This is a genomic window from Enterobacter asburiae (genome assembly GCA_011754535.1).
Taxonomy (GTDB): domain Bacteria; phylum Pseudomonadota; class Gammaproteobacteria; order Enterobacterales; family Enterobacteriaceae; genus Enterobacter; species Enterobacter cloacae_N.
The window spans coordinates 877,106-903,358 of record JAAQVN010000001.1 but is presented as its reverse complement, the minus strand read 5'-3'; the positions used below and the strand labels follow the sequence as shown (position 1 = coordinate 903,358).

Genomic DNA, 26,253 nt, shown 5'->3' with positions numbered 1-26,253 from the left:
TTTTTAGTGAAATGGAAAGAGTAAACAATGCAGCAGTTACAGAACGTTATTGAGTCCGCTTTTGAGCGTCGCGCCGAGATCACTCCGGCAAATGTGGATACCGTGACCCGTGAAGCGGTAAACCAGGTTATTTCCCTGCTGGATTCCGGCGCGCTGCGCGTGGCAGAAAAAATCGACGGTCAGTGGGTCACTCATCAATGGCTGAAGAAAGCCGTGCTGCTCTCTTTCCGCATCAACGATAACCAGGTTATCGACGGAGCAGAAAGCCGCTACTTCGATAAAGTGCCAATGAAATTCGCGGATTACGACGAAGCGCGTTTCCAGAAAGAAGGTTTCCGCGTGGTACCACCGGCAGCAGTACGTCAGGGTGCATTCATCGCACGTAACACCGTGCTGATGCCATCCTATGTGAACATCGGTGCGTACGTTGACGAAGGCACCATGGTCGATACCTGGGCGACAGTCGGTTCCTGCGCGCAGATCGGTAAAAACGTCCACCTGTCTGGCGGCGTCGGCATCGGTGGCGTTCTGGAGCCACTGCAGGCTAACCCAACCATCATTGAAGACAACTGCTTCATCGGCGCGCGTTCAGAAGTGGTAGAAGGCGTGATCGTGGAAGAAGGCTCCGTGATCTCCATGGGCGTTTACATCGGTCAGAGCACCCGTATTTACGACCGTGAAACCGGCGAAGTGCACTACGGTCGCGTTCCTGCGGGCTCCGTGGTGGTTTCCGGTAACCTGCCGTCAAAAGACGGTAAATACAGCCTGTACTGTGCGGTTATCGTGAAGAAAGTGGATGCGAAAACCCGCGGTAAAGTGGGCATCAACGAACTGCTGCGCACCATCGACTAATCCCCAACGCGTTGATAAACCGGGACCCGCCTGTGCGTCCCGGTATAATCATCAAAAACGTCCGTTTCCGCTGTCGCGATTGCCATTCCCTTTTTTCGCAACCCTGCGATATCCGCCGCCATACGCTGGCTCCCCAGCCAGAACAGCCCGTCGAGAGCCGTCACCGCCAGCCCCGACTCCAGCGCCAGTTTCAGTCGCTCACGCGGCGCTTTTACCTCTTTGGCAATCTGCCGGAAAGGCTCTGCAGTAAGCCCGGTGGGATCGATCCGCCGAATGCGGGTGCTCATGCGGTACTGAAAAGCCTCGGGAATCGCATTGAGATCGGCTTTCAGGCTATACACGCAGCCAAAGCGCTTGCCGTTAAAGATGACGTTCTTCTGGCTTAGCTGAAACTCATCGCGCAGCCCGGCGATGAGCTGAGGGGCACGGGTCAGCACCAGTCGGAACGGCAGTTCGAAGCTGGTGACATAATCCACGTTCAGTAAGGCAATGCGTAAACGCTCTTCCGCACCCGCCTTCAGCTGGCGGCACTCAGCGGCAACTTCTGCCCACTGGTGCGTGAGCCTTGGGCTCTCCTCTACGGCACCAAAGCTGTATTTTTCGATTTGATAATCAATGCGTCCTGACATGTCATTATCCCCGCGGGCTACGCTTTCGTACGATAACTTTGCCTCATTTCCCCGGTTTTGAATACCCGTCTCGCCCTGCTTTTATCGCGGCTATCGCTATGCTGCGTAAGCGTTGAGAATGCCGATTAAGGTATTAAAGTGATTTCCACTTGACGTAGTCGTTAAAAACAACAATAAACGAGTGGGGGCAATGCACCTTACCTGCCCGGTAATTTCAGTGAAATGAATCAGGATCGACCCCGCTTTTTTTGTATTTGAGGGTGGCAAAAAGGAATTTTTTCGTTAATTATTCAAAGGTTATGTTGAGATAAGGGTACCGCTATGTACGATAATCTGAAAAGTCTGGGCATTACCAATCCTGATGAAATTGATCGTTACAGCCTTCGCCAGGAAGCCAACAACGACATTTTAAAAATCTATTTTCACAAGGATAAAGGAGAGTTTTTCGCCAAGAGCGTGAAGTTTAAATATCCACGCCAGCGTAAGACCGTCGTCGCCGACGGCGTAGGACAAGGCTATAAAGAAGTTCAGGAAATCAGCCCTAATCTGCGCTATGTGATCGATGAACTCGATCAGATTTGCCAGCGCGATCGCACTGAAGTCGATCTCAAGCGTAAGATCCTCGACGATCTGCGTCACCTTGAAAGCGTTGTCACCAACAAGATCAGCGAGATTGAAACGGATCTTGAGAAATTAACTCGCAATAAATAAGTCAGGTGCGGTCTGATCCCCTCACCCCGGCCCTCTCCCACAGGGAGAGGGTGAAAACGCACACTGCATCATCTCTGCTCGTCCAGCTGCAGCGCCACGTACAGCAGTAGCCTGTCGTCAAAGTTTCCCAAATCCAGCCCGGTCAGCTCTGAAATCCGGTTAAGCCGGTACTCCAGGGTGTTGCGATGAATAAACAGCGCTTTTGAGGTCGCCAGCGGCTGCACGTTATGGCGGAACCACGCCTGCAGGGTCCGGCGCAGCAAGCCGTTATTGTCCATTGCCTTCAGGCGCACTAACGGCCGCGCCAGCTCGTTGGCCTGCCAGCCGCCGCGCAGGCTGTCGAGCAGCACCGGCAGCATCAGATCCTGATAAAAATAACTGCGGCTCTCCGGCATTCGCTGTTTGCCCACCATCATGGTGGTGCGCGCGGTACGCCAGGACCGGGCGATGCTGCCGGGCCCGGTAAAGTAATTGCCCAGGGCAACGCGAAAACGCAGCTGGCCGTTCTCCTGCATACGGGAGATCAGCAGTTCCACGCGACGACGATGATCCTCAGCATCCCAGCGGCCGAACGGATTGAGCGCAGGTTTGAGTACCACCATTTCCGTCAGCGAGACTATCGCCACGAGGTTGTCGCGCTCCGGCGTCGCCAGTGCATTTTGCAGCTGCTGAAGTTCAGCCATCGCGCTGTCTACGCCAAGCTGTCCGCTATCGACCTCAATCACCGCCACCACGCGCGGCTGGTTCAGATCGATCCCCAGACGCTGCGCCCATTCACTGAGAGCAGGGGTATGCTCTTCCGCCTGAATCAGGTTCATTACCAGCTCTTCGCGTAAACGGCTGTCCTGGGCAAGCAGATACATCAGACGCGACTGCTCCAGCATCATTTCCGCCGTCATACAGACCAGCTCGCCGTATTTACGCAGAGATTCCGGTTCGCCCGTCAGACCAATGACGCCAACAATTTCCCCTTCCAGACGCAGCGGCAGATTAATCCCCTGACGCACGCCGTGCAGGTGTTTCGCTACCGCATCGTCGATATCAACCACGCGGCCCTGAGAGAGCACCAGCAGGGCACCTTCGTGCAATTCCCCAATACGCTCCCGATCCCCGCTGCCAATAATGCGCCCGCGGGCATCCATTACGTTGATATTGGTATCAATGATGCGCATGGTGCGCGCCACGATATCCTGCGCCATTTTGGTATCAAGATGCCAGCCAGCCATGTAACCCTCCTGTGAGCAGAGCTCAAGCATAGGGAAGTTCAGCGACGGCTGCATTGTGCGAATGCACAAAGTGAGAGGGGGAAGTATGGAGTTGCGGTAGGCGTCACAGAAACGAGAAAGCCCCTGCACGCAGGGGCTTAAAAGGATTACTGCATCAGCAGGTAGATTGAGGTGTCACCGCGCTGGATATTCAGTGCCAGCACAGACGGTTTGCTGTCGAGGATTTTGCGCAATTCAGCGATGTTTTTCACCGGCTGCTGGTTAGCCCCCATAATCACATCACCTTTTTTCAGGCCGATACGGGCAGCAGGTGAATTCGCCTTCACGTTGTTCACCACCACGCCTTTATCTGCGCCTTTATTGCTCATCTCGGCACCTTCAATACCGCTGAAGATAGTGCTGGAATCTACCTGATTCTGGCTGCTCTGCTGCAGCTCAAGGCTCACGTTAACCGGTTTGCCGTCACGCAGCAGGCCAAGGGTCACTTTGCTGCCAATCGGCATCGAGCCCACTTCCGCACGCAGGGCGGCAAAGCTGCTGATCGGTTTACCGTTCAGGGAGGTAATCACATCACCCGCTTTAATGCCCGCCTTCGCCGCAGAGGAGTTCGGCATAACCTGGCTCACGAACGCGCCGCGCTGCGCATCCACCTTCATCGCTTTCGCCAGTTCAGAGTTCAGCTCGGTACCCATAATACCCAGCTCGCCGCGTTTCACCTGGCCATACTGCACCATCTGAGCAGTCAGGTTTTTCACCATGTTGCTCGGGATAGCAAAGCCAATCCCGATGTTGCCGCCGTCCGGTGCCAGAATAGCGGTGTTGATACCGATCAGCTCGCCGTTCAGGTTCACCAGCGCACCACCGGAGTTACCGCGGTTAATGGCCGCATCCGTCTGGATGAAGTTTTCATAGTTTTCCGCATTCAGGCCGCTACGGCCCAGCGCAGAGACGATACCGGAGGTCACGGTTTCACCCAGACCGAACGGGTTACCGATAGCGACGGTGTAATCGCCCACGCGCAGCGCGTCGGAGTCGGCAATCTTAATCGCCGTCAGGTTTTTCGGATCCTGAATCTGGATCAGCGCGATATCGGAGCGCGGGTCTTTACCCACCACTTTCGCATCGAACTTGCGGCCATCGCTCAGCTGAACCTTGATGCTGTTAGCGTTATCCACAACGTGGTTGTTGGTGACGACGTAGCCTTTCGCCGCATCAATAATCACCCCCGAGCCAAGCGCCATGAATTTCTGTTGCTGGCCGCCGCCCTGGCTGTCATCCCCTGCGCCACCGCCCTGACAGAACGGAGAGCTCTGGAATGGCGAACCGTCCTGGCAGAACGGTGAATTGTCACCGAAGAACTGCTGGAAGTTACGCGGCATACGCGGCGTATTGACGGTCGTGCTACCCTCAACGTTAATACTCACCACCGATGGCATCACTTTTTCGAGCATCGGTGCCAGGCTTGGCATCTGCTGCGCGGTTGCTGCCGACGACGCGGTCTCAGCTGCAGTAGCAGTCAGAGGAGACAGCGCTAAACCTAAACTCAGAGCCAGTGCACTCATTGCTAATGTGGTTTTTTTCATGTTTCTCAATCTCGATTTACAGGTAACGCAAAATTGCTGTGTAACTCAGATTCATTTTATACCGCTTAGTTCCGGCCATAAGTTTATGGAAAAGGTAAAAATTTATTGGCCGTCTTTACAAAACTCCGTGGTTATTCCACCGCCATGAGCTTGCGGTATTCATCCCAGGCATACAAATCCGTCATGCCGCTGATATAGTCCTGGATAAGACGGCAGCGATAATAATATTCCATCACCGGCCATTGGGGAGAATGGCGATCCAGCTTACCCATCGCTTCGACATAGGCCAGGCGATGCCGGGTAGAGAGTTTCTGATAAAGCCGCGATTCGATGGGTATTCTGCGCACGCGCTCGTGCTCCACCAGCTCGCTGAAATCGTCCACCGACAGCTGGAGCAACGGGGAATAAATTTCCAGTAACCCACTGATTACCCGATAGCCCTGCAGCTCTAACTGCTCGACATCCGGATGGCTAAATACATGCCGCATCGCCACATGCTTATAAAGCTCAAGGAGTTGGCTGAAACTGCTGTCATCCTCCAGCAGCGCGTGGTTGAATTCCCCGCTGAAGATTTGCGGCAAATTATCTATAAAGCGTGAGGCGGCATACGGCACCAGTTTATTTAAGGTATTGACCCGTAAATACATAAAGAACTGATCTTCCGTACTGCGGCTTAACGTATTTGAGCGCGATTTTTCCCAGGCATTTTCGACAACCTGCGCGAACAGCGATCCTTTTTCATGGGCTCCCCATGCTGCATAAAGATGCTGATAAAGCTCCTCGACGCTGAATATTCTTTTCTCGACGGCATCTTCCAGGTCGGCCACGCAATAGGAAATATCGTCGGCGGCTTCCATAATCCACGTCAATGGGAAGCGGCCGTTTGGCGTCAGGGAAAGTTCTTTACGGAGCCGTTCTATATAGGCCTCTTCGGAAAGGTAATAGCCCGGTTTTTTCATTAAATAACTGTGGGACGCGGGCGTTTCCCCCATCCACCAGGCGGGACGCGTATATTTCAGAATGCAGCCGACCTGCGCCCAGGTCAGGTTCATGCGCATCAGAGAGTGCACCAGCCGGATCCCCTGCGCATTGCCCTCAAAGTGACAAAGGTCCTGGCGCACTTTACGGCGCAGATCGTTTAGCCCTTCTTCGCCCTCACGCAGGCGTAAATCGCGCACGATGCAGCGGTCATCGCTGAGTGGCTGGCTTACCGCATCCGACGGATAAAGCCGCTGTTTAAACCAGTCATTAATAGCCGCCTCGCCAAAGTGGCCAAAAGGCGGGTTGCCGATATCGTGCATCAGGCAGGCCATCTCGACGATGCTCTCGAAGGGCCCCGTCAGCTCATCCAGGCCATAGGTTTCCAGTAAACGTTGCTCTTTGAGGCGGCTTAAAATCTCTTTGGCAATATAACGTCCGACCTGCTGCACTTCCATTGAGTGGGTTAAGCGCGTGCGCACCGCGGCGTTACGCTCCAGCGGGAACACCTGGGTCTTTTGCTGCAAACGCCGGATGGCGGGCGAGTTAATGATCCTGCCGCGATCGCTTTCGAAGATACGCAGGATCTCATGTTCGCTCTTTTCGCCCTGCGGCGAACGGAAACGTCGGTGCCAGTTAATTTTGGTACGAAAATCGATTGGTGACATGTGCTCCCCCGCGTGAGAATGCGTTTCCCCTTAACCGCATGATAGACTATGCCTCTTAACAAGGCACATCGCGAGTAAATCTATGAAAATCGGCATTATTGGTGCAATGGAAGAAGAAGTTACGCTCCTGCGTGACAAAATTGAGAACCGTCAGACCCTCTCTCTCGGGGGTTGTGAGATCTACACCGGCCAGCTGAACGGTGTTGAGGTGGCTCTGCTGAAATCAGGCATCGGTAAAGTGGCTGCTGCGCTGGGTGCGACCCTGCTGCTTGAGCGCTGCAAGCCGGACGTCATCATTAACACCGGCTCGGCAGGCGGCCTGGCACCGACGCTGAAAGTGGGTGATATCGTTGTCTCCGACGAAGCGCGTTACCACGATGCTGACGTCACCGCGTTCGGCTACGAATACGGCCAGCTTCCGGGCTGCCCGGCAGGGTTTAAAGCTGACGACAAACTGATTGCGGCGGCAGAGACCTGTATTGCTGAGCTCAACCTCAACGCAGTGCGCGGCCTGATTGTCAGCGGTGATGCGTTCATCAATGGCTCCGTCGGTCTGGCGAAAATCCGCCACAACTTCCCGCAGGCGGTTGCCGTTGAGATGGAAGCGACCGCGATTGCGCACGTTTGCCACAACTTCAGCGTACCGTTTGTAGTGGTTCGCGCCATCTCTGACGTGGCAGACCAGCAGTCTCACATCAGCTTCGACGAGTTCCTGGCCGTTGCAGCGAAACAGTCTACCGTGATGGTTGAACGCCTGGTGCAGAACCTGGCACGTGGTTAAACAGTCACTCAGGGCGCTGGTCGCCCTGCTTCTGCTCGCACCGGCGTGGCTTTTCGCCGCGCCGCGTGTGATTACCCTCTCCCCCGCCAATACCGAACTGGCGTTTGCCGCCGGGATCACGCCCGTTGGCGTCAGCAGCTTTTCGGATTACCCCCCACAGGCGTCCGGCATTGAGCAAGTGGCAACCTGGCAAGGGATGAACCTTGAGCGCATCGTGGCGCTTAAACCGGATCTCGTGCTGGCCTGGCGTGGTGGTAACGCCGAGCGGCAGGTTAACCAGCTCACCTCGCTTGGCATCAAAGTCATGTGGGTTGACGCGGTAAGTATTGAGCAGGTCGCCCAGGCACTCCGCGCCCTGGCCCCTTATAGCCCTGCGCCTCAAAAAGCCGAGAGTGCGGCGAACCAGATGCTCAGCGACTATGCCGCGCTGAAAGCCCAATACGATACGCCAGCCAAAAAACGCATCTTCCTGCAGTTTGGCAGCCAGCCGCTGTTCACCACCGGAAAAGGCTCGATTCAGAACCAGGTGCTCGAAGTCTGTGGCGGTGAAAATATCTTTGCTGCCAGCCGGGTACCGTGGCCTCAGGTGAGCCGTGAGCAGGTTCTGGCGCGCCAGCCGCAGGCCATCGTAGTGGTCGGAAATGCGAGCGAGATTCCTAAAATTAAACAATTCTGGCAGAGCCAGCTAAAAATTCCGGTGATCCCGCTTAACAGCGACTGGTTTGAACGCGCCAGCCCGCGTATTATCCTCGCCGCAAAACAGCTCTGTGCCGCCCTGGCAGAGAGCCACTAACATACGTTCGAGGATTTAGCGATGCTCGTTTATTGGCTGGATATTCTTGGTACAGCCGTTTTTGCTATCTCCGGCGTCCTGCTCGCCGGAAAACTACGCATGGATCCGTTTGGCGTGCTGGTGCTGGGCGTGGTGACCGCCGTGGGCGGCGGGACAATCCGCGATATGGCGCTGGATAATGGCCCGGTGTTTTGGGTGAAAGATCCTACCGACCTGGTGGTGGCGATGGTGACCTGTCTGTTAACCATTGTACTGGTTCGCCAGCCCCGCAGATTACCGAAATGGATCCTGCCGGTGCTGGATGCCGTGGGTCTGGCCGTGTTTGTGGGGATCGGGGTGAATAAAGCCTTCAATGCCGGAACAGGGCCGATGGTGGCGATCTGCATGGGAGTATTGACCGGCGTAGGCGGCGGGATCATTCGCGACATCCTGGCGCGCGAAGTACCGATGATCCTGCGGACTGAAATCTACGCCACGGCCTGTATAATTGGCGGGATTGTGCACGCCACGGCGTACTACACCTTCGCAGTACCGCTGGAAAATGCGGCCATGCTGGGGATGGTCGTTACGCTGGTGATACGTTTAGCGGCGATACGCTGGCACCTGAAGCTGCCGACGTTTGCGCTGGATGAAACTTCAAGATAGTCGTCGTTTATAAGCCCGGTGGCGCTTCGCTTACCGGGCCTACAATCCGCATTCAGGCTTAAATGCTGAATGAAGAACCACACCCGCAGGTGCTTGTTGCGTTCGGGTTGGTCACCACAAAGCGCGAGCCTTCCAGACCTTCGGTATAATCCACCGAACCGCCTACCAGATACTGCAGGCTCATCGGGTCAACCACCAGCGCGACGCCCTGCTTCTCAATGGTCATATCGCCGTCGTTCACCTGATCGTCAAAGGTAAAACCGTACTGGAAGCCGCTGCAGCCGCCACCGGTAATATAGACACGCAGTTTCAGATCCGGATTGTCTTCGTCGGCAATCAGGGTTTTCACTTTGTTGGCTGCTGCTTCGGTAAATTCCAGCGGCACAGCTACGTCATCACTCATCTTATGCTCCCATGAATACTGCTATTGGGTAAAATTCACCCAATTCTTTTCGTCATTATCTAATACCCTGGTAATTCATTCAAGTATTCTGCGTGGCGGCCCGCTCCGCCTCTTGTTTTGCCAGGGTACGCGCGAGGATGGTGGAGTATAGCGGTTTTCCACCCAGGAATTGGGCTAATAGTGTCGCCCCGAGACAGGTAATGATCATTGGCAAAATGAGCTGGTAATTATCCGTCATCTCCAGCACCAGCACTATGCCGGTTAACGGCGCACGCAGGGACGCGGCCAGCAGTGCCCCCATCCCGGCCACGGCAAAGGTGCCAGCGTCCAGATGGTAAGCGGGGAAACCCGCCTCAGCCGCCATACCAAACGCGGTGCCGAGCAGCGTTCCCAGCGCCAGCATCGGGGCAAAAATCCCGCCGGGAGCGCCGGAGGAGAAGCACAATACCGTCGTGATAACCCGGGAGATAAACATAAACAGCAGCAAACCCACGCTGAAGTTTCCGGCTGCAGCAATGGGAATAAGCCCGAAGCCACCGCCCGCGGCATTCGGTTCGATAAAGCCGAGCACGCCGCAAATGCCACCCAGCAGGCCGCCCATCAGCACCCATTTCGTGGTATTGCCGCCGTGAACGCGCTGAAACATATCCTGAGCGCGTAAGATAAAGGCATTGAACAGCGGCCCCACCACGCCAAAAATCATGCCGAGGATCAGATATAGCCACAATGTGTTCACCGGTGCGTTGGTCAGTTTACCGACTTCAATCACCGCCCCTTCGCCATTAAAGATGCGAAAGACAATGCTCGACATAATGACGCCAGTAAACACCGCTTTAATGGAGATCAGGTTGTAGCGGAACTGCGCGCGCATCTCTTCGATGATGAACAAAATACCCGCAAGCGGCGCGTTAAATGCCGCAGAAAGCCCCGCCGCTGCACCGGTGGCCAGCAGCGTATGGCGCGCCTCGGCGCTACGCATACGGAACAGATCGCCCACCATGCGGCCGACGTTCCCCCCCAACTGCACCGTTGGCCCCTCCCGGCCTAGCACCATCCCCGCGCCCAGCGTCCCCATGCCGCCGATGAATTTAACCGGGATCACCCTCCACCAGCGCACCGGACGCAGCTCCTCCAGCGCGCCTTCAATTTCCGGAATGCCAGACCCGCCCGCTTCCGGGGCGAATTTACGCACCAGAAAATACCCCACCATGGCAAACAGCGCAGACAGGCCGAATGCCGCTACCCAGACCAGCCATTCGCTCTCGGCGAAACCGGCTACGGTTCCCACTCGCCAGTTGAGTACGGCATTAACCGCTTTTTCAAACGCCACGCCAACCAGGCCTGCAAGGGTACCCACCACGGCAGCGGCCAGCAGGATCGCCAGCGGCGTTTTATCGCGATTGAGCAGCCGCCGAATGCTGATTCGGTGCTGGGCGCGCGTAAACTGTTGTTCTTCAAAAGACGGAGAATCTGATTTCATGTCCTGTTCTTATTCATCATACAAAAAGCCGCGAAGATTTTACCAGAGACCTTCCCTGCGTCGCCTGAAAAATACTTAACAAATCTTAAAGCATTACCCGGCTAAAAATTTCATAACCTTCCACGAATCACTTAGAATAGTGTGCTTAATCATTTTATACGAACCAGGAACGACGCCATGAGCAAGTCTGAAAACCTCTACAGTGCAGCCCGCGAGCTTATCCCAGGTGGCGTGAACTCACCTGTTCGCGCCTTTACCGGTGTGGGCGGAACGCCGCTGTTTATTGAACGTGCTGACGGCGCGTATCTGTATGATGTCGATGGCAAAGCCTATATCGATTACGTCGGTTCCTGGGGGCCGATGGTTCTCGGACATAACCACCCTGCCATTCGTAATGCGGTCATCGAAGCCGCGCAGCGCGGCCTGAGCTTCGGTGCACCAACCGAGATGGAAGTGAAAATGGCGGAGCTGGTGACCGAACTGGTGCCTACCATGGACATGGTGCGTATGGTGAACTCCGGTACTGAAGCCACCATGAGCGCCATCCGCCTGGCGCGCGGTTTTACCGGTCGCGACAAAATCATCAAGTTCGAAGGCTGCTACCACGGCCATGCGGACTGCCTGCTGGTGAAAGCGGGCTCCGGCGCGCTGACGCTCGGCCAGCCAAACTCGCCTGGCGTACCTGCGGATTTCGCGAAGCACACCCTGACCTGCACCTACAACGATCTGAACACCGTTCGCGCGGCGTTCGAGCAGTATCCGCAGGAAATCGCCTGCATTATCGTTGAGCCGGTTGCGGGCAACATGAACTGCATCCCACCGCAGCCTGACTTCCTGCCGGGCCTGCGCGCCCTGTGCGACGAGTTCGGCGCGCTGCTGATCATCGATGAAGTCATGACCGGCTTCCGCGTGGCGCTGGCGGGTGCCCAGTCTTACTACGGCGTTGAGCCGGACCTGACCTGCCTCGGCAAAATCATCGGCGGCGGCATGCCGGTCGGTGCTTTCGGTGGTCGTAAGGACGTGATGGAGGCCCTGGCGCCAACCGGCCCGGTTTACCAGGCGGGCACGCTCTCCGGTAACCCAATTGCCATGGCTGCGGGCTTCGCCTGTCTGACCGAAGTGGCGCAGCCGGGTATTCATGAAACCCTGACGGACCGCACCACGCAGTTGGCAAACGGTCTGCTGGAAGCCGCAGAAGAAGCGGGGGTTCCGCTGGTTGTTAACCACGTCGGCGGCATGTTCGGGATTTTCTTCACCGATGCGAAAACCGTGACCTGCTACCAGGACGTGGTGAAGTGCGACGTTGAACGCTTCAAGCGCTTCTTCCACCTGATGCTGGAAGAAGGCGTGTACCTGGCACCGTCCGCGTTCGAAGCGGGCTTTATGTCCGTGGCGCACAGCGAAGAAGATATCAATAACACCATCGACGCTGCGCGTAAGGTGTTTGCGAAGTTGTAAGATGTGCGGCCTGGTGCCCTCACCCCAACCCTCTCCCACGGGGAGAGGGAGCAAACACTAAAACGGCAATCCAAGGATTGCCGTTTACTTTTATTACCGACTCTGCTTTCTCAACAGATAGATAAAGTACGGCGCTCCGATAAAGGTCGACAGCAGGCCCGCCGGGATCTGATACGGGAACAGCACCATCCTTCCACACCAGTCGGCAAACACCAGAATGACCCCGCCCGTCAGGGCCGACATCACAATATGCGGCATCGTTCGGCGGAAACCCATCATTCTGGCGATATGCGGTGCCATCAACCCTACAAAGCTCAGCGGACCGATGGTCATGGTGGCGGTTGCCGTCAGACACGCCGCCAGCAGCAGAAGCGCGACGCGCGTTGGCGTCAGCGCTAAGCCAACCGCACGCGCGGTTTCGCCCCCCAATGGCAAAATGGTCATCCAGCGACGACACAGCGGCACAATTGCCAGCAGCACGATCATAACGCTTCCTGACCAGGCAACCTGGCTGGCGGTGGCGTTGTACGTTGAGCCGGAAATCCAGGTCAGGATCTTCGCCATGCGCGGATCGCCGCTCGCCTGTAGCATCATCAGCAGCATGGTAAAGGCGGTGCTGAGGGCCATACCGGCCAGCAGCATGCGGTGTGGAGAAAATCCGCCGCGGCCCGAGGCAACCAGAATAATCATCAGCGTGACCGCCGCACCGATACTTCCGGCAGGCATCAGCCAGCCAAACGCATTGCCCGGCACCAGGAACAGCATCAGCACCACGCCAAAAGCAGCGCCGGAGCTGATCCCCAGCACTTCAGGGCTTGCCATCGGGTTGCCGGTGAGACGCTGAATAATACAGCCAGCGACCGCCAGCATTACGCCAGCAAACAACGCAGAGAGAATACGCGGCCAGCGCCATTGTAATAGTTCATTGAGTAAGTCACCCGTTGCCCAGTGCCAGCCTGCGGCATCGCGCCCAAACGCGAGGGCGGCAAACGAGGCGATAAGCAACACCGCCAGACCGGCAAGGCTGAACCACAGCACCGACTGACGTTCAGCATAGACCTTATCACCGGCGTCCATCGCCGGCGCGCTGATACTGCGCAGGCGCGGGAGCAGCCACAGCAGCAGAGGCGCCCCGATAAGCGCCGTTGCCGACCCCGTAGACACTTCCATCCAGACGCGCGCCAGCCAGAGAATGATCTGATCGGAAAGCCAGAGGATCAGCGCGCCAATCAGCGGCGCCAGCAGCAGACGCGCCAGCAGGCGACGCGCCCCGAGCATTTTCGCCAGCAGGGGCGCAAAGAGGCCAATAAACCCGATGATGCCGACCGCGTTAACCAGCAGAGCACTGAGCACAATCGCCAGGGTGAGCGCCGCCAGGCGAGCCAGCGACAGCGCCAGCCCCAGGTTGCGCGCCACGCCATCATCCAGCCCCATGAGCGTCAGCGGACGCAGCAGCAGCAGCGTCAGCACGACGCCGCCCGCCAGCTGCGGCCACAGGCGCTGCACAACGCTCCAGTCGGTCTGGGTGAGCGTACCGGTACTCCACAGGAACATGCTTTGCAGCTGATCGTGATGGAACAGCACCAGCAGCTGATTAATCGCGCCGCAGTAGAGGCTGACGACCAGCCCGGCCAGGATCAGCGTTACCGGGGAAAGGCGCTTGCCCCAGGCGACGCCAAAGACCAGCGCCCCCACCACGCACGCTCCCGCGAGAGCGGCAAACTGCGCGGTTAACGCCCCGGGTAACGCCCAGAGCGTGGTTATCGTGATCCCGAGCTGAGCCCCCGTCGCGACGCCCAGGGTTGTCGGCTCTGCCAGCGGGTTACGCAACACCTGCTGGAACAACACGCCCACCAGCCCTAAACCGGCCCCGACCAGCAGTGAAATCGCCAGACGCGGCAGCAGGCTGTAGTGGAACAGCATCTGCTGAATATTGTCGATATCCGGCGAGGCCAGCGCGGCGCCCCACTGTGCGCGCGGTAATGCCGTCGAGAGATTGAACCCGGTGAGAGCCAGCGCAACCAGGAAAAGCAGGAACAACAGCAGCACCGGGAAACGGGCGATACGCGTACTCATGCTTTGCCTCCCAGCGCGTTATCCAGCACGCGGGCAAAATGCATGGCCGACAGCGTCGCGCCGTAGAACCATACTGCAGGTGCGCGCTGGAAGCGCTTCTCGCGCACAAACGGCATCGCCTGCCAGAGCGGCGTCGCCATCAGCGTTTGCATCTCGCGTTCGTTGCCGTGGTCGAAGCACAGCACGTCCACATCGCGAAACGCCGCCAGACGATCGATACCGACGGCGGTGCTTCCCCAGAAGGTCATCTCCCCTTCCCAGGCATTGCTAATGCCGAAGCTGTCCAGCACCTCCTGGAACAGGCAGTTTTTACCGAAGACCAGCATATGGCGGGCATCCAGCAGCGTCACCATCAGCAGCGGGCGATCTCCCCGGTTGGCAAAACGCGGCTTCAGGGCGGCAATCAGGGCATCGAAGTCATCGAGATGCTTTTTGGCCTCCGCCTCGCGGTTGAGGAAATGCGCCATCTCGTTAATGGAGTTTTTCGCCACGGTCAGCGGTTTTTTACCGTCGCTGAAGGAAAAACCGCGCCCGGGCGCAATCCGCGCCATGGTCTCTTCTGACGGACCGTAGCCCGCAGACCAGAACAGGAACGACGGTTTCATCTGAGTGAGCAGTTCGAGGTTTGGCTCCGTGCGCAGGCCGATGTCGATCACCGAGTCCGGCAGCTTAGGCTCGTTCACCCAGAGGTTATAGTTTGGAATATCCGCCACGCCATACGGTGTGACGCCCAGCGCCATCATCAGTTCGACCGGCAGCCACTCCAGCGCCACAATGCGGTGCGGATCGACGGTGGCAGCGCGCGCCGCATTCATTTTAAACAGCAGCGGTGAGAGCGCCATTGCCGTCAGAAGACGACGGCGGCTAAGGGAAATGTTATCCAGCATCAGTATACGAAGCTCACCGGTGCAGCCCCGGCCGGGTGAGGCAAAATCCCCATCGGAATACCGTAAATATGTTCCAGCGTTTCGCTGCGCATCAGTTCAGACGGCGTGCCCTGAGCAATCATTTCGCCGCCGCGCAGCGCGACGAGGTAGTCACAGTAGCGTGCCGCCATGTTGATATCGTGCAGGACCGCGATCACCGTCAGGCCACGCTGCTGACTTAAGCGATGCACCAGCGCCAGCACGTCCACCTGATGGGCGATATCCAGCGCAGAGGTCGGTTCATCCAGCAGCAGGCAGCGGCTGTCCTGCGCCACCAGCATCGCAATCCACGCCCGCTGACGTTCACCGCCGGACAGGCTGTCCACCAGACGGTGCGCCAGCGGTTTTAGCCCCACCAGAGCAATCGCCTCTTCCACTTTTTCTCTGTCGGCGACTCCGAAGCGCCCAAGCGCACCGTGCCACGGATAACGCCCAATCGCCACCAGCTCACGCACCGTCATCCCTTCCGCCTGAGGCAACTGCTGCGGCAGATAGGCCACTTTGCGAGCAAAAGCTTTGCTGCTCCAGCTCTCCAGCGGCTGGTCATCCAGCAGAATAGCGCCTTCTGAAGGCGGCTGATGGCGCCCCAGCATCTTGAGCAGCGTGGATTTACCGGAGCCGTTGTGGCCAATCAGGCCCGTCACTTTACCGGCCGGAAACGTCAGAGAGAGCGGATGCAGCAGCGTGCGCCCGGGTACGCGAAAGGAGAGTTGATTGAGCGTAAAGGTGGTGTCGGATTGCGTTTTATTATCCTGCATGTCAGCCAACTTAAATAAAAAGGGCACGGCGAACCGTGCCCAAAAAGCGATTAGAAGCGGAAGGTCGCGGTGGCAACAACCTGACGTTCGGCACCCCAGAAGCAGCCGTAGGTATTGAAGCAGCTGGCGACGTATTCACGATCGAACAGGTTGTTCACGTGAAGCGCAACGTTAGAGCCAGCCATGCCAACGCGAGCAAGATCGTATCTGACCAGCGCATCCACCACGGTGTAGCTGCCTACTTTGAAGGAGTTCGCCGGATCGCCATAGCTGGAGCCCGTATAACGCACGCCGGTACCCAGCGTCAGACCGGACAGTGCACCATCAAACAGCGTGTAATCGCCCCACAGCGACGCCATGTGTTTTGGCACCTGAGCAGGCGTGTTGCCTTTGTAGTTGGTGTCCGTGGTGTACTCGGCATCGGTGTAGGTATAAGAACCGACAACGTTCACGCTCGCAGACAGGGCCGCTTTCGCTTCCAGCTCTACGCCACGGGCGCGGATCTCGCCGCCTTCAACGGAGAAGAAGGAACCCGCAGGGTCGGCCATCAGGTTGTTGGTTTTGGTCAGCTGGTACAACGCGCCGGTGACAACGATCGGACGATCGTTCGGAACGTATTTCACGCCCGCTTCGTACTGTTTGCCTTTAGACGGTGCAAAGACGTTGCCGTTCGCTCCGGTCTGAGAAGCCGGTTCGAACGATTCGCTGTAGCTAAAGTACGGGGTGACGCCGTTATCGAACAGGTAGTTAACACCGCCACGCCAGGTGAACTGGGTGTCATTACGCTCGGAAGTCGTATTTGTCACGCGGTTGTAAGATTCTTGATTGGCCCAGTCATATCGGCCACCCAGCGTTACCAGCACTTTATCCCACTCGATCTGATCCTGAGCATAAATACCGGTCTGCTTTTGCTTGTTCAGCACCTGATAAGCACCTGACGGCCCAGGATGTGAACCGAAATCGAAATCGCTACGATCGAGGTTATAGATATCAGAGGGAGCTACGGAACCGGCATAACCAAACCACGAATCGATGTCATTACGCATGCGCATAAAATCCACGCCGGTCAGGAGCGTATGATCGAACGAACCCGTCGCGAACTTGCTCTGCAACTGCGTGTCGACAGTGAAGTTTTCCAGCTTCTCGTTATCGATCACATACTGGCGAGTCAACGTATGGCCCCACTGCGATTGAGGAATGCTGGCGCAAGGGCTGGATGCCGGATTACTCGAATAGAGCGGGTCAGAACACATACCGTAGCCGTAGACGCTGTTTTGCGAGGTTTTATTCTGCGCATAACGCAGGTTCTGACGCACGGTAAAGGTATCGTTGAATTCGTGGTCGAAGCTGTATCCCACCATCTTCTGGTTACGGGAATAGGTGTTGTTCTTCGCGCCTTCGTTGAAGTTCGTTGGCAGACGATCGCCGTTAGGCAGCGGATCAACCGTCCCCTCTTTTGGCAACCAACCGTAGTAGCCCGTTTCAGGCTCGTTCTGGAAGTAAGAGAGGAATGTGAAGGTGGTCTTCTCATCCGGACGCCAGGAGAACGATGGCGCGATGGCATAACGCTGTTCGCCTTTACCTTCCTGTTGCGAATTGTTCGAACGCGCAACGCCCGTCAGACGGTACGAGTAAACACCGTCATCATCGATCGCATCGCTAAAATCAAAGCCGGTCTGGAACAGGCTGTCCGTACCCACCTTGAACTGGATCTCTTTCAGCGGTTCGGTTGTCGGGCGCTTACTGACCATGTTCAGCAAACCGCCAGGGCTGCTTTTGCCGTACAGAACGGAAACCGGACCGCGCATGATCTCGGCGCGCTCCAGCATGTAAGGGTCAATTACCGCGTCGTTGTAGAAGTTCCCCTGCATTTTCATGCCGTCGAGGTAGTTATTCTGCGACTGCCCATCCGCCGCGAAGCCGCGAATGATCAAATAGTCATAGGTATTAGACGCACCGCGCGTACCTACCGCAACGCCCGGCGTGTAGCTCAGGGCTTCTTTCACCGAGCGCGGCTGGTGCAGCGCCATCTCTTCGGCCGTCACCACAGAAATAGACTGCGGAACCTTCTGGATTGGCGTATCCGTTTTCGTGCCGGTGGCGGATTGCCTTGCAGCGATAGTCGCAGCGGGCCCCCAGGCACTTTCCTGGGCAGCAGGTGCTGCGGTTACCGTAATGGTTTCTTCTTTTTTCTGGGTTTCGGCAGCATGTGCGTAAGTAGACATGCCGGCAACCGCTGTGGCTACGACCGCCGCGACTTTACGCAGCGACGTGGTAATTGGCTGAGCAGTATTGGAAAGCGCCATGTTTATCTCTGATGGAAAAGTGAATGATAACGTAAACGAGAATTATTATTATGACCGCAGAATAATATGCGAAACGCTGGTTGCATAGCAAGCAGTAAGCGGCCCTACAAGATTTAAGGGTTTAAGAATTAACCAGATGAAAACAGGGGGTTAATAAGTGTAGTGAAATGATCGTTTAAGCCCGCCGGAGCGGGCAGGATGGATTATCGGTAAAAGACTTCGAACGTCGCGACAGAGTCGACTTTGCCGGCTTTAATCTCTCCCGTCTTGATGTAGCGGGCCTTGAGCGGGATCTCGACAGGGACTTTGTCCTGCGTACTGGTTATGGCCGTGTAGTTCTGATCAAACTGCAGCACCGTATTATTCTGGTCAAGGATCTGTATGCCGACGCCATCGGCGGCAGAGTCTCCGGCAGCAATGCCGAGAATATTGCCGTTCGTGACCCCCGTTGAACCCGCGCTGGTAAACTGATAATCAACCTTTGTGCCCGCCGCACAGTCGGTGATTTCAATCCTGAAGCTGCTGTCCGTGAGTATGTCTGAGTACTGGCCGTTAAAGTCCTGGGTGTTGACCGTTTTCAGCGGCACATAAATGTTTCGGTCAACCAGGTTACAGGTGTTGGTTGTAATGCGAACGCTGGCAGGAGAAAAACGCATCTCACCTATCACCGCGTTGCCCAGAATGTCCATTGAGGTTAATCGTGAGGTATCGAGATACCCTTCATGGATATCGCCCGTCACCACCAGCTGTGCGGCGGCACGAAATACCGATTTGCTTTGCGAGCTTCCATGTGTCGATCCCAGATAGTGCATCGGCCTGAGGATATCTTCCTCGTTGTAGCTGGGGAACTGCTCGTTCGACGATGCCGCACGGATGCCAATACCCGGCACGTTGGTCTGGTAAACCCCGGTCATCACATCCTCCCGCGCGTCGGTATCGGTCAGATACAGATATCCGCGCCGAATTTGCGCTTCACCGCTACAGTCCACCAACACCTCTTTACTTTCAACGCTGGCATCATAAATCACGGTGCCGACGGGCGTATCGGGCTGGACAATAATCACCGGAGGAAGTTGAAACGTCACCACGGCATCCACGTCAGAACTGCCGTTAAAGGTACATTCTGCCCGGGCTGAATGGAAAAAGATGCCCGCCAGCAGAAGCAGCACAGATGCAAGAAACGTGTTGACTGAACGGCGTAAATTCATGAAATACCTCTGTTAATGGCAGTTGACCGTTGCTTTGACGATCCCTGCCGGGCTCTCTGAAGGAATATCCAGCGTCCCCTGACACTGCCGATCGCGCTCTTCCCCCCACTGCACGCTAAACGTGGTTTTGCCGGACAGCCCCGTCAGGTAAACCTCACCGTCATCACCCACGATGGCAGTGGTGTTATCCAGCGCTACGACGGCACCAAACGGCACGGGTTTGCCCGCATAGCGCAAGGTCACCAGCGCGCGTCGTCCAACGCGGGCATCGAAGGTGGCGTGCAGCGCGGCGCCTTTCGTCGGGACGAGATCCTTCGTCGCCGCGTCGATATCAATATCTTCCCGATCCTGAGTGTTGACCGTAATGACGTTGTGTCGATAGGCGGTCAGGGAGGGAACGATCGCGTTACCAAAACGATCGGTTGAAATGCCGCGTCCGTTTTGCACTTTGACGTTATCGCCATCTTTAATGTGCACAATGGCGAAGGCGTCGCGCACGGGTTGCCCCAGCGTCACGCCATGCTCGTGAGCAACGATTGACCCCTGAGCGCTGTAGTTCCACTGTCGATTGTCGCCGCCGTAGCTGTACCCCATCCCCACTTCACCGGAAGCGCCGCGGTAACGCCCGGACAGGCTGCCACCGTAGCCCGTATCCTGGCTGGCGTAGGTCTGCTGGAGGTTATAGCTCAGCTTATTGTCCTCAAGAGCAGTACCGCCGAGCCCGACCTGATGCGAAACAAACCCACCGCTGGCGGTGTTAGCGCTGTAGGTTGCCCAGGCATCAGGCAGCCACTTCGATAAGGGAATATTGACCGTCAACGCCATTTGCCGGTCGGTATCGGCATCTGGCGTGCGGGTCAGGTTGTAGCTTATCGACCAGGTGATATTGCGCCAGCTGGAGCTCAGCCCCGCGCTGACGCTACGTTCGTGGCCGTCCATGTCCCAGTAATCCTGCTGATAGCCGTTGAGATAGGCCGAGCCCCAGTCTGAAATACGCTGGGAAAGGTTGAGCTGCATGCGGCTACGGCGGTTGTTGGTTCTGCGGTAGGTATAAATGCCGTCATCGATCTCGCTGTCACGCTGATCGAGAGCTTCCTGAAAGGTATAAAAACCCGAGGTGGAGTAGCGATAGCTGGCAAGCGTCACGGTCGTATCCGTGTCAGGAATATCTTTCGAATACTGAGCCCGCCAGGATAAGCCGCTGGCATCGTCACGTCCGTCATCAAACGCGGTACGCGCGGCGGTGAGATCGACAGATGCCGAGCCGAAGTGTCCCAGGTCGGCGCCGAGCCCCAACAGTAAAGCATGATACAGGGACGCCCCCATCGCGCCGGTATACGCCGTAACGCCGTAAGGCAGACCATAGATGGCCGTACCTTGCGCAAAGATCGGTTCATCTTCACCTTCATTACCGCGATAGCGCCCAGCTGCCAGTGAATACTTAAAACCACCTTCCCGCTGCAACACCGGCACCGAGGCGCTGGCCTGGATGAAGCTATGCTCGCTGCCGTCCGCCTCTTCGACAGTCACTTCCAGATCGGCGCCGGATGTTACCTGGCTTAAATCGCGGATCTCAAACGGCCCCGGCGAGACGTTCGTTTGATAAATGATGTAGCCGTTTTGCTTAATAGTGACTTTCGCATCGCTATTGGCAATACCGCGCACGACTGGCGCAAAGCCCTGCTGGCTGACGGGCAGCATAGAGGAGTCCGTTTCCAGCTTCACGCCGGTCATCTGGACGCTGTCAAAAAGCTCGCCGTTGGTATACGTCTGGCCAATCTCAAGCTGGCTTTTTAGCGTTTTGATGTCGCGTTGTAACGTGCTGGCAATGGCCTCCCAGCCGGAAGCGTCGCTCCAGGTGCTGTTATTGCGCAGCCGCCACGCTCCAAGGTTAATCCCCGACTCCAGGCCAAGCCAGGTCGAAGAAGTTTTGCCCGAGCTGTAGTGCTGCTGAGAGCCGCTGAGTTGATAGCTTGTCCAGGCGGCAGGCGCGCCGTCATCCCAGAATTTTGGACGTATCGCGCCAGCGGCAGCGTGGTCGCGATACACCTGCGGGATGACCAGCTTCAGGGTCTGGTCATCCTGATTGTATTCGTAACGGGCATTTTCAATAAAATGGGAGATATCGCGAACGTAAGCGCCGTCATCCAGATCTTTTAAGTCCGGGATCGCGTCGACTTTCACGCCGTAATCACGCAGGTCCGCTTTCGTTAGCTCCGGCAGCAGGCGCTGTTTATCGTCAGAGAGCACGAAGGCGATGGGACGTTTATCCACAACGTCCCGATCCCACATAACTGTCGTGAGGTAGCTTCCGGCTAGTAACCCGTTATCGTTGATGAAGTTTTGTAGCGTAGAGGTATTTTCGAGCGGCGTATCCAGTTCAAGGATCCGCAGGTTAAATTCGTCATCGGCACTTGCAGGCTGGATCGCGGCGAGCAGCGCCAGCGCGATCCCGGACAGTACCTGTTTGTGGAGCAGAGATGACGACATAAAATACCAACATGATTATTTAAAGAGCCTGTTTGCGTTGCGGGGTCTGTCCACCGAAATCGTTGATTGCCGTCCAGGTCACCGCGCCCTTTGCTGAATTCGGTAACGCGAAACGCTGCTCGCTGAACGGTGCCACCATCATGGAAATGGCTCCAGGCGTGGTTTTGGTCTCTTTCACCGGCACGCTTTTCCCGCCAACGGCAAGCTCGCCAAACGAGACGTAAAACGGTGTCGGGTTGTTTGCGATAAGCGTGTCACCCTGGCGATGGAAAGTGATTTTTTCATAGGCACTCAGCGCATCGGTTTCTTTCAACTGAGCGGGGCGCCAGAACAGTTTGAGGCGCGTTTTCATCGCAAACTGCAGCGTATTTTTCTCTTTCAGCTCAGGTGAAAGTGCCGATACCGATTTAACGTTCGCCAGAAACAGTGATTCCCGGTCTGCGGGCAGGCTTTTTTTATCGCCGGTAAAAATAACGTGCAAAAGGGTTTGACGATTTTCCTGCAATTTGTAAACAGGGGGCGTAATAATGAAAGGCGCTTTTGCATCATTGGGATAACTGACCCAGCTTTGCACCAGATAACGCGTATGAGGATCTTTATTTTTAAGTGCTATTTGAACTTCAGATTTATTCGATGGATAAATAATTCGCGTACCGCCGAGAACAACACTTGCCTGTACTGAACAGCAGGAAACAATTAAACAACCACATAACAATTTAAATAAAGTCTTCATACAATGTTCCAAAAAGGCAGCCGTTCAGGCTGCCAGTCATTGCTTAGCGGTAGACAACCTCGAATGTTGCAGAGGAGGAGTAATGGCCTGCAGTTGGCGCGGTATCCCCCACCTGAATCACTTTCGCGGTGTAGTTAAAGACAGAAGCCGTTGCCCCGGTCGCGTCGTTATTCACATCGGTACCCGCATCCGGTACTGAACCGTCGAAAATAACATCGCCTTTTGAGCCGTTATCATTGCTGACGATAATACCTACGTTGGTCGCATTACCTGCGCCTGTCAGATCGTTCTTCAAACGCTTGTACGCGGCGTCTGTCGTCGTGCCGCTGAACTTGAGGTTCAGTTTAGCGACCAGAGGGTCACATTTTTTCACTTCAATCTTAAAGGCTTTTGAGGTGCCAACCGTACCATCAGCGCCAAAATCCGAAGGATAGGTATCGGCGAAAGTGACGGTGGAAGCGTTAGTTCCGGATCCATCCACGTTAATTTCGCAGGTATCAGCAACAATTTTTCCGGCAAAGTTCACCGTACCGGAATCGTTCGATGCAAATACAGGCAAAGACAGCGCGGCCATTATGCTTCCGGCTAATAACGAAGAAACAACATACTTATTCATAATAATATCCTTATATTTGATGATAGAGGCATCCATTCTCGCTACAAATATTTCGCGTTAGAATGTTCTCCGACAGTTACGCCACTAACTCTTTAGAAATATCCTTAGAGCAAGTGAATTTCTTGAGGAGATTACATCAGATTTTTCTTCATTATGTCCAGAGCGGACAATGAGGCGAGACATACAGTTAGCCACAACCGCATGTTTTAAATGAAAAATACATGAACTTAAAAATACTTAATTTAAAATTTAATTTTTTTAATAATTACAAAGTGTAAATCACAAAAAAAGCCGCTTTAATATAAAGCGGCTTTTTTATTCAGGAAATTAATTAGTTTCCACCAAACATGTCCTTGATCCAGCCGGCCACGCCATCACTGTCTTTCTTCTCGTTCTGCTGCTGAGCCGGTTGTTGCTGCGGCTGCTGCGGCTGAGAAGATTGATCGAACGGGTTGCCCGTTGGCTGTTCAGGCTGGCTCTGCTGGCACAGCGAGTCCGGGTTGGTCGTCCAGACCGGCAGGGTACGCATCCCGCCGCCGCAGACAAAGTTCCCGGAACCATCCACGCCCATATCGACGATATCTTCCGGCGCAACCAGATTTAGCGGCACAGGTGACTGGTTCGCCAGGTAGCGCTGGTAAATCGACATCGCCCCGCTCGCCCCGTACAGTTTGGTCGGCTGGTTGTTGTCACGGCCTACCCAGGTAATCACCACTTCACGGCCATCAATACCGGCAAACCAGGTATCGACGTTGTTGTTGGTGGTCCCGGTTTTACCCGCCAGATGCAGACCAGGATACTTCGCCCCCAGCTGACGACCGGTACCGCGCTGCACAACCTGCTGCATCGTCCACAACGTCATATAGGCCGCCTGCGCGGGAACGGCACGTTCCGCCTGCGGGAAGCTCTGATACAGCACGGAGCCATCTTCGGCAATCACCGAACGCAGGGCAGAGAGCGGTGCGCGGTTCCCCCCGCTGGCAATGGTCTGGAACGCCTGCGCTACTTCGATCGGCGTCAGGTTAAGCGCCCCCAGAATCATCGCCGGAACAGGGTGCAGCTGATCTTTCGGTACGCCCAGCTTCTGCCAGGTATCGACAATGGCCGGCAGACCCAGCGCCATACCGAGGTTAACCGTTGGTACGTTCATGGAGCGGGTTAACGCATCCACCAGCATCACCTGGCCGCTGAACTGTTTATCATCGTTCTGCGGTGACCATACCTGGCCGTTAGGCTGACGCAGGGAGATTGGCGCATCGGCAATCCAGGTGTTCAGGCGATACATATTCGGCTGGCTCAGCGCGGTGAGATAGGTCGCCGGTTTAGCCAGAGAACCAATCGAACGACGCGCCTGCATTGCACGGTTGTAGCCCGCATACTGCGGCTCGGCGCCGCCCACCATCGCACGCACTTCGCCAGTGTTACGGTCAACGACCACCATCGCGGTTTCAAGATCGCTCAGCTTGCGCTGTTTCTTCAGCGCCGGGATCCCTTCAACCGCCGCTTTTTCTGCCGCGTCCTGCGCCACGGAATCAAAGGTCGTGAAGATCTTCACGCCGGAGAGATCTTTGACTTTATCCCCGAGCTTAGACTGCAACTCCTGACGCACCATCTGCATGAAGGCAGGCTGTGGAGAGATCACCCCACCGCGCGGCTGCACGCCCAGCGGACGTGCACTCAGCATGTCGTACAGCTCCTGGTCAATGACCTGCTGCTGTTGCAGCAGGCGCAGCACCAGGTTACGACGCTCCAGCGCCAGTTTAGGGTTGCGCCACGGGTTGTAAATGGACGCCCCTTTCACCATGCCCACCAGCAGCGCCTGTTGGTCCAGGCTGAGCTCTTCTACCGGGCGGCCAAAGTAGTACAGGCTCGCCAGCGGGAAGCCGCGGATCTCGTTATCGCCGCTCTGGCCGAGGTACACCTCGTTCATGTACAGCTCAAGGATACGATCCTTGCTGTAGCGCGCATCCATCAGCACGGCCATGTATGCTTCGTTGGCTTTACGCCAGTAAGAACGCTCGCTGGAGAGGAACAGGTTCTTCACCAGCTGCTGGGTCAGCGTACTCGCCCCCTGCACGGTACGGCCCGCAGTCAGGTTCGCCAGCACCGCACGGCCGATGGAGTAAAGGCTGATACCGTCGTGCTCGTAGAAGTGGCGGTCTTCGGTTGCCAGCAGGGTATCCACCAGCAGGTCCGGGAAGCCGTTACGCGCCACGAACAGACGCTGTTCGCCGTTCGCCGACGAAAGCATGGTGATCAGACGCGGATCGAGACGGAAGAAACCGAACTGGCGGTTGTTGTCCATGTTCTCGATGGTTTCCAGCCGATCGCCGTCAAAGGTCAGACGCGCGCGCACCTGCCCTTCTTTGCTGTCCGGGAAGTCGAACGGACGACGGATCATCTCAATGCTCTTCGCCTGCACCGTAAACTCGCCCGGGCGCGTCATCTTCGTGACCTGACGATACTGTGTCGCCTGCAGCAGTTTCACCATCTCGTTCTTGCTGATGGACATATCCGGCTCAAGGTTCACCATGCGACCATACACTGCCGCAGGCAGCTGCCAGACTTTTCCGTCAATACGACTGCGAATCTTCTGATCCAGATAGACGCCGTAAATCGCGATCAGCACCACAAAAACAATAAACAGCTTCAGCAGCAGCCAGAACCAGCCGCGCTTGCCCCGAGGCTTACGCCCTTTGCCTTTCCCTTTACGCGGCATGGGTTCTTCATCCTCATAATCGTCTTCATAGTCATCGTCATAGTCCTCATCTCTGAGGCGACGACGGCTTATCTTTTCTTTCGCCGGACGCGCGGGTTTTCCCTTACGTCCTATTGGCTCGCGGTCATTCCCCGCCATGCTTTTTCTCCGCAACTTTCAGGCGCAAAGGCCAGATTTTCTTTTCTTCCACAGACTTGTGAAAGAAGAAATCTCT

21 protein-coding genes are annotated in these 26,253 nt (G+C 56.1%); 6 read left to right on the top strand and 15 right to left on the bottom strand.

The features are described 5' to 3' along the window. Window positions 1–27 precede the first annotated feature (27 nt). Window positions 28–852 carry a 2,3,4,5-tetrahydropyridine-2,6-dicarboxylate N-succinyltransferase gene (dapD, locus tag HBM95_04140; protein NIH42132.1) on the top strand — a complete coding sequence of 275 codons (825 nt, stop codon included), beginning with the start codon at window positions 28–30 and terminating at the stop codon, window positions 850–852. On the opposite strand, the gene HBM95_04135 is transcribed toward dapD, so the two are convergent. After that, a complete protein-coding gene (locus HBM95_04135; protein NIH42131.1) occupies window positions 849–1,481 on the bottom strand; it encodes a DNA-binding protein in 633 nt (210 codons plus the stop codon). The two genes, dapD and HBM95_04135, sit on opposite strands and share 4 nt — an antisense overlap. Before the next feature lie 321 nt (window positions 1,482–1,802). On the opposite strand from HBM95_04135, the gene HBM95_04130 reads away from it, so the two are divergent. Next, window positions 1,803–2,192 (top strand): DUF3461 family protein, encoded by a 390-nt coding sequence (locus HBM95_04130; GenBank protein ID NIH42130.1) that lies wholly within the window; start codon window positions 1,803–1,805, stop codon window positions 2,190–2,192. A gap of 68 nt (window positions 2,193–2,260) precedes the next feature. Here the strand turns inward: HBM95_04130 and HBM95_04125 are convergent, their stop codons facing one another. From HBM95_04125 to dgt, 3 genes are all read right to left on the bottom strand, one after another. Further along, window positions 2,261–3,418, bottom strand: coding sequence for a CdaR family transcriptional regulator (locus HBM95_04125; protein ID NIH42129.1), 1,158 nt, complete (start codon window positions 3,416–3,418; stop codon window positions 2,261–2,263). 146 nt (window positions 3,419–3,564) lie between these two features. Then, on the bottom strand, window positions 3,565–5,001 hold the full coding sequence (degP, locus tag HBM95_04120) for a serine endoprotease DegP (GenBank protein ID NIH42128.1): 1,437 nt from the start codon (window positions 4,999–5,001) through the stop codon (window positions 3,565–3,567). Between the two features lie 131 nt (window positions 5,002–5,132). After that, window positions 5,133–6,647, bottom strand: a complete 1,515-nt coding sequence (dgt, locus tag HBM95_04115; GenBank protein ID NIH42127.1) for a dGTPase — start codon at window positions 6,645–6,647, stop codon at window positions 5,133–5,135. Window positions 6,648–6,729: 82 nt separating this feature from the next. Here dgt and mtnN point away from each other — a divergent pair, with 82 nt between their 5' ends. From mtnN to HBM95_04100, 3 genes are read left to right on the top strand one after another with little or no spacing between them, the layout of a single operon-like run. Next, window positions 6,730–7,428 carry a 5'-methylthioadenosine/S-adenosylhomocysteine nucleosidase gene (gene mtnN / locus HBM95_04110; GenBank protein ID NIH42126.1) on the top strand — a complete coding sequence of 233 codons (699 nt, stop codon included), beginning with the start codon at window positions 6,730–6,732 and terminating at the stop codon, window positions 7,426–7,428. Then, complete coding sequence (gene btuF / locus HBM95_04105) at window positions 7,421–8,221, top strand: vitamin B12 ABC transporter substrate-binding protein BtuF (protein ID NIH42125.1); 801 nt, start codon at window positions 7,421–7,423, stop codon at window positions 8,219–8,221. Before mtnN ends, btuF begins: the two co-directional genes overlap by 8 nt. A gap of 21 nt (window positions 8,222–8,242) precedes the next feature. Further along, window positions 8,243–8,866 carry a TRIC cation channel family protein gene (locus HBM95_04100; GenBank protein ID NIH42124.1) on the top strand — a complete coding sequence of 208 codons (624 nt, stop codon included), beginning with the start codon at window positions 8,243–8,245 and terminating at the stop codon, window positions 8,864–8,866. Window positions 8,867–8,924: 58 nt separating this feature from the next. Here HBM95_04100 and erpA read toward each other — a convergent pair whose 3' ends face one another. Continuing rightward, window positions 8,925–9,269 carry an iron-sulfur cluster insertion protein ErpA gene (gene erpA, locus HBM95_04095; GenBank protein ID NIH42123.1) on the bottom strand — a complete coding sequence of 115 codons (345 nt, stop codon included), beginning with the start codon at window positions 9,267–9,269 and terminating at the stop codon, window positions 8,925–8,927. A 79-nt stretch (window positions 9,270–9,348) separates the two neighbouring features. Then, window positions 9,349–10,749, bottom strand: coding sequence for a H(+)/Cl(-) exchange transporter ClcA (gene clcA / locus HBM95_04090; protein ID NIH42122.1), 1,401 nt, complete (start codon window positions 10,747–10,749; stop codon window positions 9,349–9,351). Window positions 10,750–10,926: 177 nt separating this feature from the next. On the opposite strand from clcA, the gene hemL reads away from it, so the two are divergent. Then, window positions 10,927–12,207, top strand: coding sequence for a glutamate-1-semialdehyde 2,1-aminomutase (gene hemL, locus HBM95_04085; GenBank protein ID NIH42121.1), 1,281 nt, complete (start codon window positions 10,927–10,929; stop codon window positions 12,205–12,207). A 93-nt stretch (window positions 12,208–12,300) separates the two neighbouring features. Here the strand turns inward: hemL and fhuB are convergent, their stop codons facing one another. From fhuB to mrcB, 9 genes are all read right to left on the bottom strand, one after another. After that, on the bottom strand, window positions 12,301–14,283 hold the full coding sequence (fhuB, locus tag HBM95_04080; GenBank protein NIH42120.1) for a Fe(3+)-hydroxamate ABC transporter permease FhuB: 1,983 nt from the start codon (window positions 14,281–14,283) through the stop codon (window positions 12,301–12,303). Then, window positions 14,280–15,170 carry a Fe(3+)-hydroxamate ABC transporter substrate-binding protein FhuD gene (fhuD, locus tag HBM95_04075; protein NIH42119.1) on the bottom strand — a complete coding sequence of 297 codons (891 nt, stop codon included), beginning with the start codon at window positions 15,168–15,170 and terminating at the stop codon, window positions 14,280–14,282. The genes fhuB and fhuD overlap by 4 nt, the downstream gene beginning before the upstream one ends. Next, window positions 15,170–15,967, bottom strand: coding sequence for a Fe3+-hydroxamate ABC transporter ATP-binding protein FhuC (gene fhuC, locus HBM95_04070; protein NIH42118.1), 798 nt, complete (start codon window positions 15,965–15,967; stop codon window positions 15,170–15,172). The genes fhuD and fhuC overlap by 1 nt, the downstream gene beginning before the upstream one ends. 50 nt (window positions 15,968–16,017) lie before the next feature. After that, window positions 16,018–18,273, bottom strand: a complete 2,256-nt coding sequence (gene fhuA, locus HBM95_04065; GenBank protein NIH42117.1) for a ferrichrome porin FhuA — start codon at window positions 18,271–18,273, stop codon at window positions 16,018–16,020. Window positions 18,274–18,476: 203 nt separating this feature from the next. Further along, window positions 18,477–19,481, bottom strand: a complete 1,005-nt coding sequence (locus HBM95_04060) for a fimbrial protein (GenBank protein NIH42116.1) — start codon at window positions 19,479–19,481, stop codon at window positions 18,477–18,479. A 12-nt stretch (window positions 19,482–19,493) separates the two neighbouring features. Next, window positions 19,494–21,971, bottom strand: coding sequence for a fimbrial biogenesis outer membrane usher protein (locus HBM95_04055; GenBank protein ID NIH42115.1), 2,478 nt, complete (start codon window positions 21,969–21,971; stop codon window positions 19,494–19,496). A 19-nt stretch (window positions 21,972–21,990) separates the two neighbouring features. After that, window positions 21,991–22,704, bottom strand: a complete 714-nt coding sequence (locus HBM95_04050; GenBank protein ID NIH42114.1) for a molecular chaperone — start codon at window positions 22,702–22,704, stop codon at window positions 21,991–21,993. 43 nt (window positions 22,705–22,747) lie between these two features. Continuing rightward, window positions 22,748–23,356: a type 1 fimbrial protein gene (locus HBM95_04045; protein NIH42113.1), complete on the bottom strand. Its 609-nt coding sequence runs from the start codon at window positions 23,354–23,356 to the stop codon at window positions 22,748–22,750. A gap of 295 nt (window positions 23,357–23,651) precedes the next feature. Beyond that, the gene (gene mrcB, locus HBM95_04040) at window positions 23,652–26,177 is read right to left on the bottom strand and encodes a bifunctional glycosyl transferase/transpeptidase (GenBank protein ID NIH42112.1); all 2,526 of its coding nucleotides are present in this window, start codon (window positions 26,175–26,177) and stop codon (window positions 23,652–23,654) included. Between the last annotated feature and the right edge of the window lie 76 nt (window positions 26,178–26,253).

Coding starts and splice junctions, on each gene's coding strand:
- hemL (NIH42121.1), top strand. CDS start 10,927: ATGAGCAAGTCTGAAAACCTCTACAGTGCAGCCCGCGAGCTTATCCCA.
- HBM95_04055 (NIH42115.1), bottom strand. CDS start 21,971: ATGTCGTCATCTCTGCTCCACAAACAGGTACTGTCCGGGATCGCGCTG.
- fhuA (NIH42117.1), bottom strand. CDS start 18,273: ATGGCGCTTTCCAATACTGCTCAGCCAATTACCACGTCGCTGCGTAAA.
- degP (NIH42128.1), bottom strand. CDS start 5,001: ATGAAAAAAACCACATTAGCAATGAGTGCACTGGCTCTGAGTTTAGGT.
- mtnN (NIH42126.1), top strand. CDS start 6,730: ATGAAAATCGGCATTATTGGTGCAATGGAAGAAGAAGTTACGCTCCTG.
- clcA (NIH42122.1), bottom strand. CDS start 10,749: ATGAAATCAGATTCTCCGTCTTTTGAAGAACAACAGTTTACGCGCGCC.
- HBM95_04050 (NIH42114.1), bottom strand. CDS start 22,704: ATGAAGACTTTATTTAAATTGTTATGTGGTTGTTTAATTGTTTCCTGC.
- fhuD (NIH42119.1), bottom strand. CDS start 15,170: ATGCTGGATAACATTTCCCTTAGCCGCCGTCGTCTTCTGACGGCAATG.
- HBM95_04060 (NIH42116.1), bottom strand. CDS start 19,481: ATGAATTTACGCCGTTCAGTCAACACGTTTCTTGCATCTGTGCTGCTT.
- fhuC (NIH42118.1), bottom strand. CDS start 15,967: ATGCAGGATAATAAAACGCAATCCGACACCACCTTTACGCTCAATCAA.
- dgt (NIH42127.1), bottom strand. CDS start 6,647: ATGTCACCAATCGATTTTCGTACCAAAATTAACTGGCACCGACGTTTC.
- mrcB (NIH42112.1), bottom strand. CDS start 26,177: ATGGCGGGGAATGACCGCGAGCCAATAGGACGTAAGGGAAAACCCGCG.
- erpA (NIH42123.1), bottom strand. CDS start 9,269: ATGAGTGATGACGTAGCTGTGCCGCTGGAATTTACCGAAGCAGCAGCC.
- HBM95_04135 (NIH42131.1), bottom strand. CDS start 1,481: ATGTCAGGACGCATTGATTATCAAATCGAAAAATACAGCTTTGGTGCC.
- dapD (NIH42132.1), top strand. CDS start 28: ATGCAGCAGTTACAGAACGTTATTGAGTCCGCTTTTGAGCGTCGCGCC.
- HBM95_04100 (NIH42124.1), top strand. CDS start 8,243: ATGCTCGTTTATTGGCTGGATATTCTTGGTACAGCCGTTTTTGCTATC.
- HBM95_04130 (NIH42130.1), top strand. CDS start 1,803: ATGTACGATAATCTGAAAAGTCTGGGCATTACCAATCCTGATGAAATT.
- fhuB (NIH42120.1), bottom strand. CDS start 14,283: ATGAGTACGCGTATCGCCCGTTTCCCGGTGCTGCTGTTGTTCCTGCTT.
- HBM95_04045 (NIH42113.1), bottom strand. CDS start 23,356: ATGGATGCCTCTATCATCAAATATAAGGATATTATTATGAATAAGTAT.
- HBM95_04125 (NIH42129.1), bottom strand. CDS start 3,418: ATGGCTGGCTGGCATCTTGATACCAAAATGGCGCAGGATATCGTGGCG.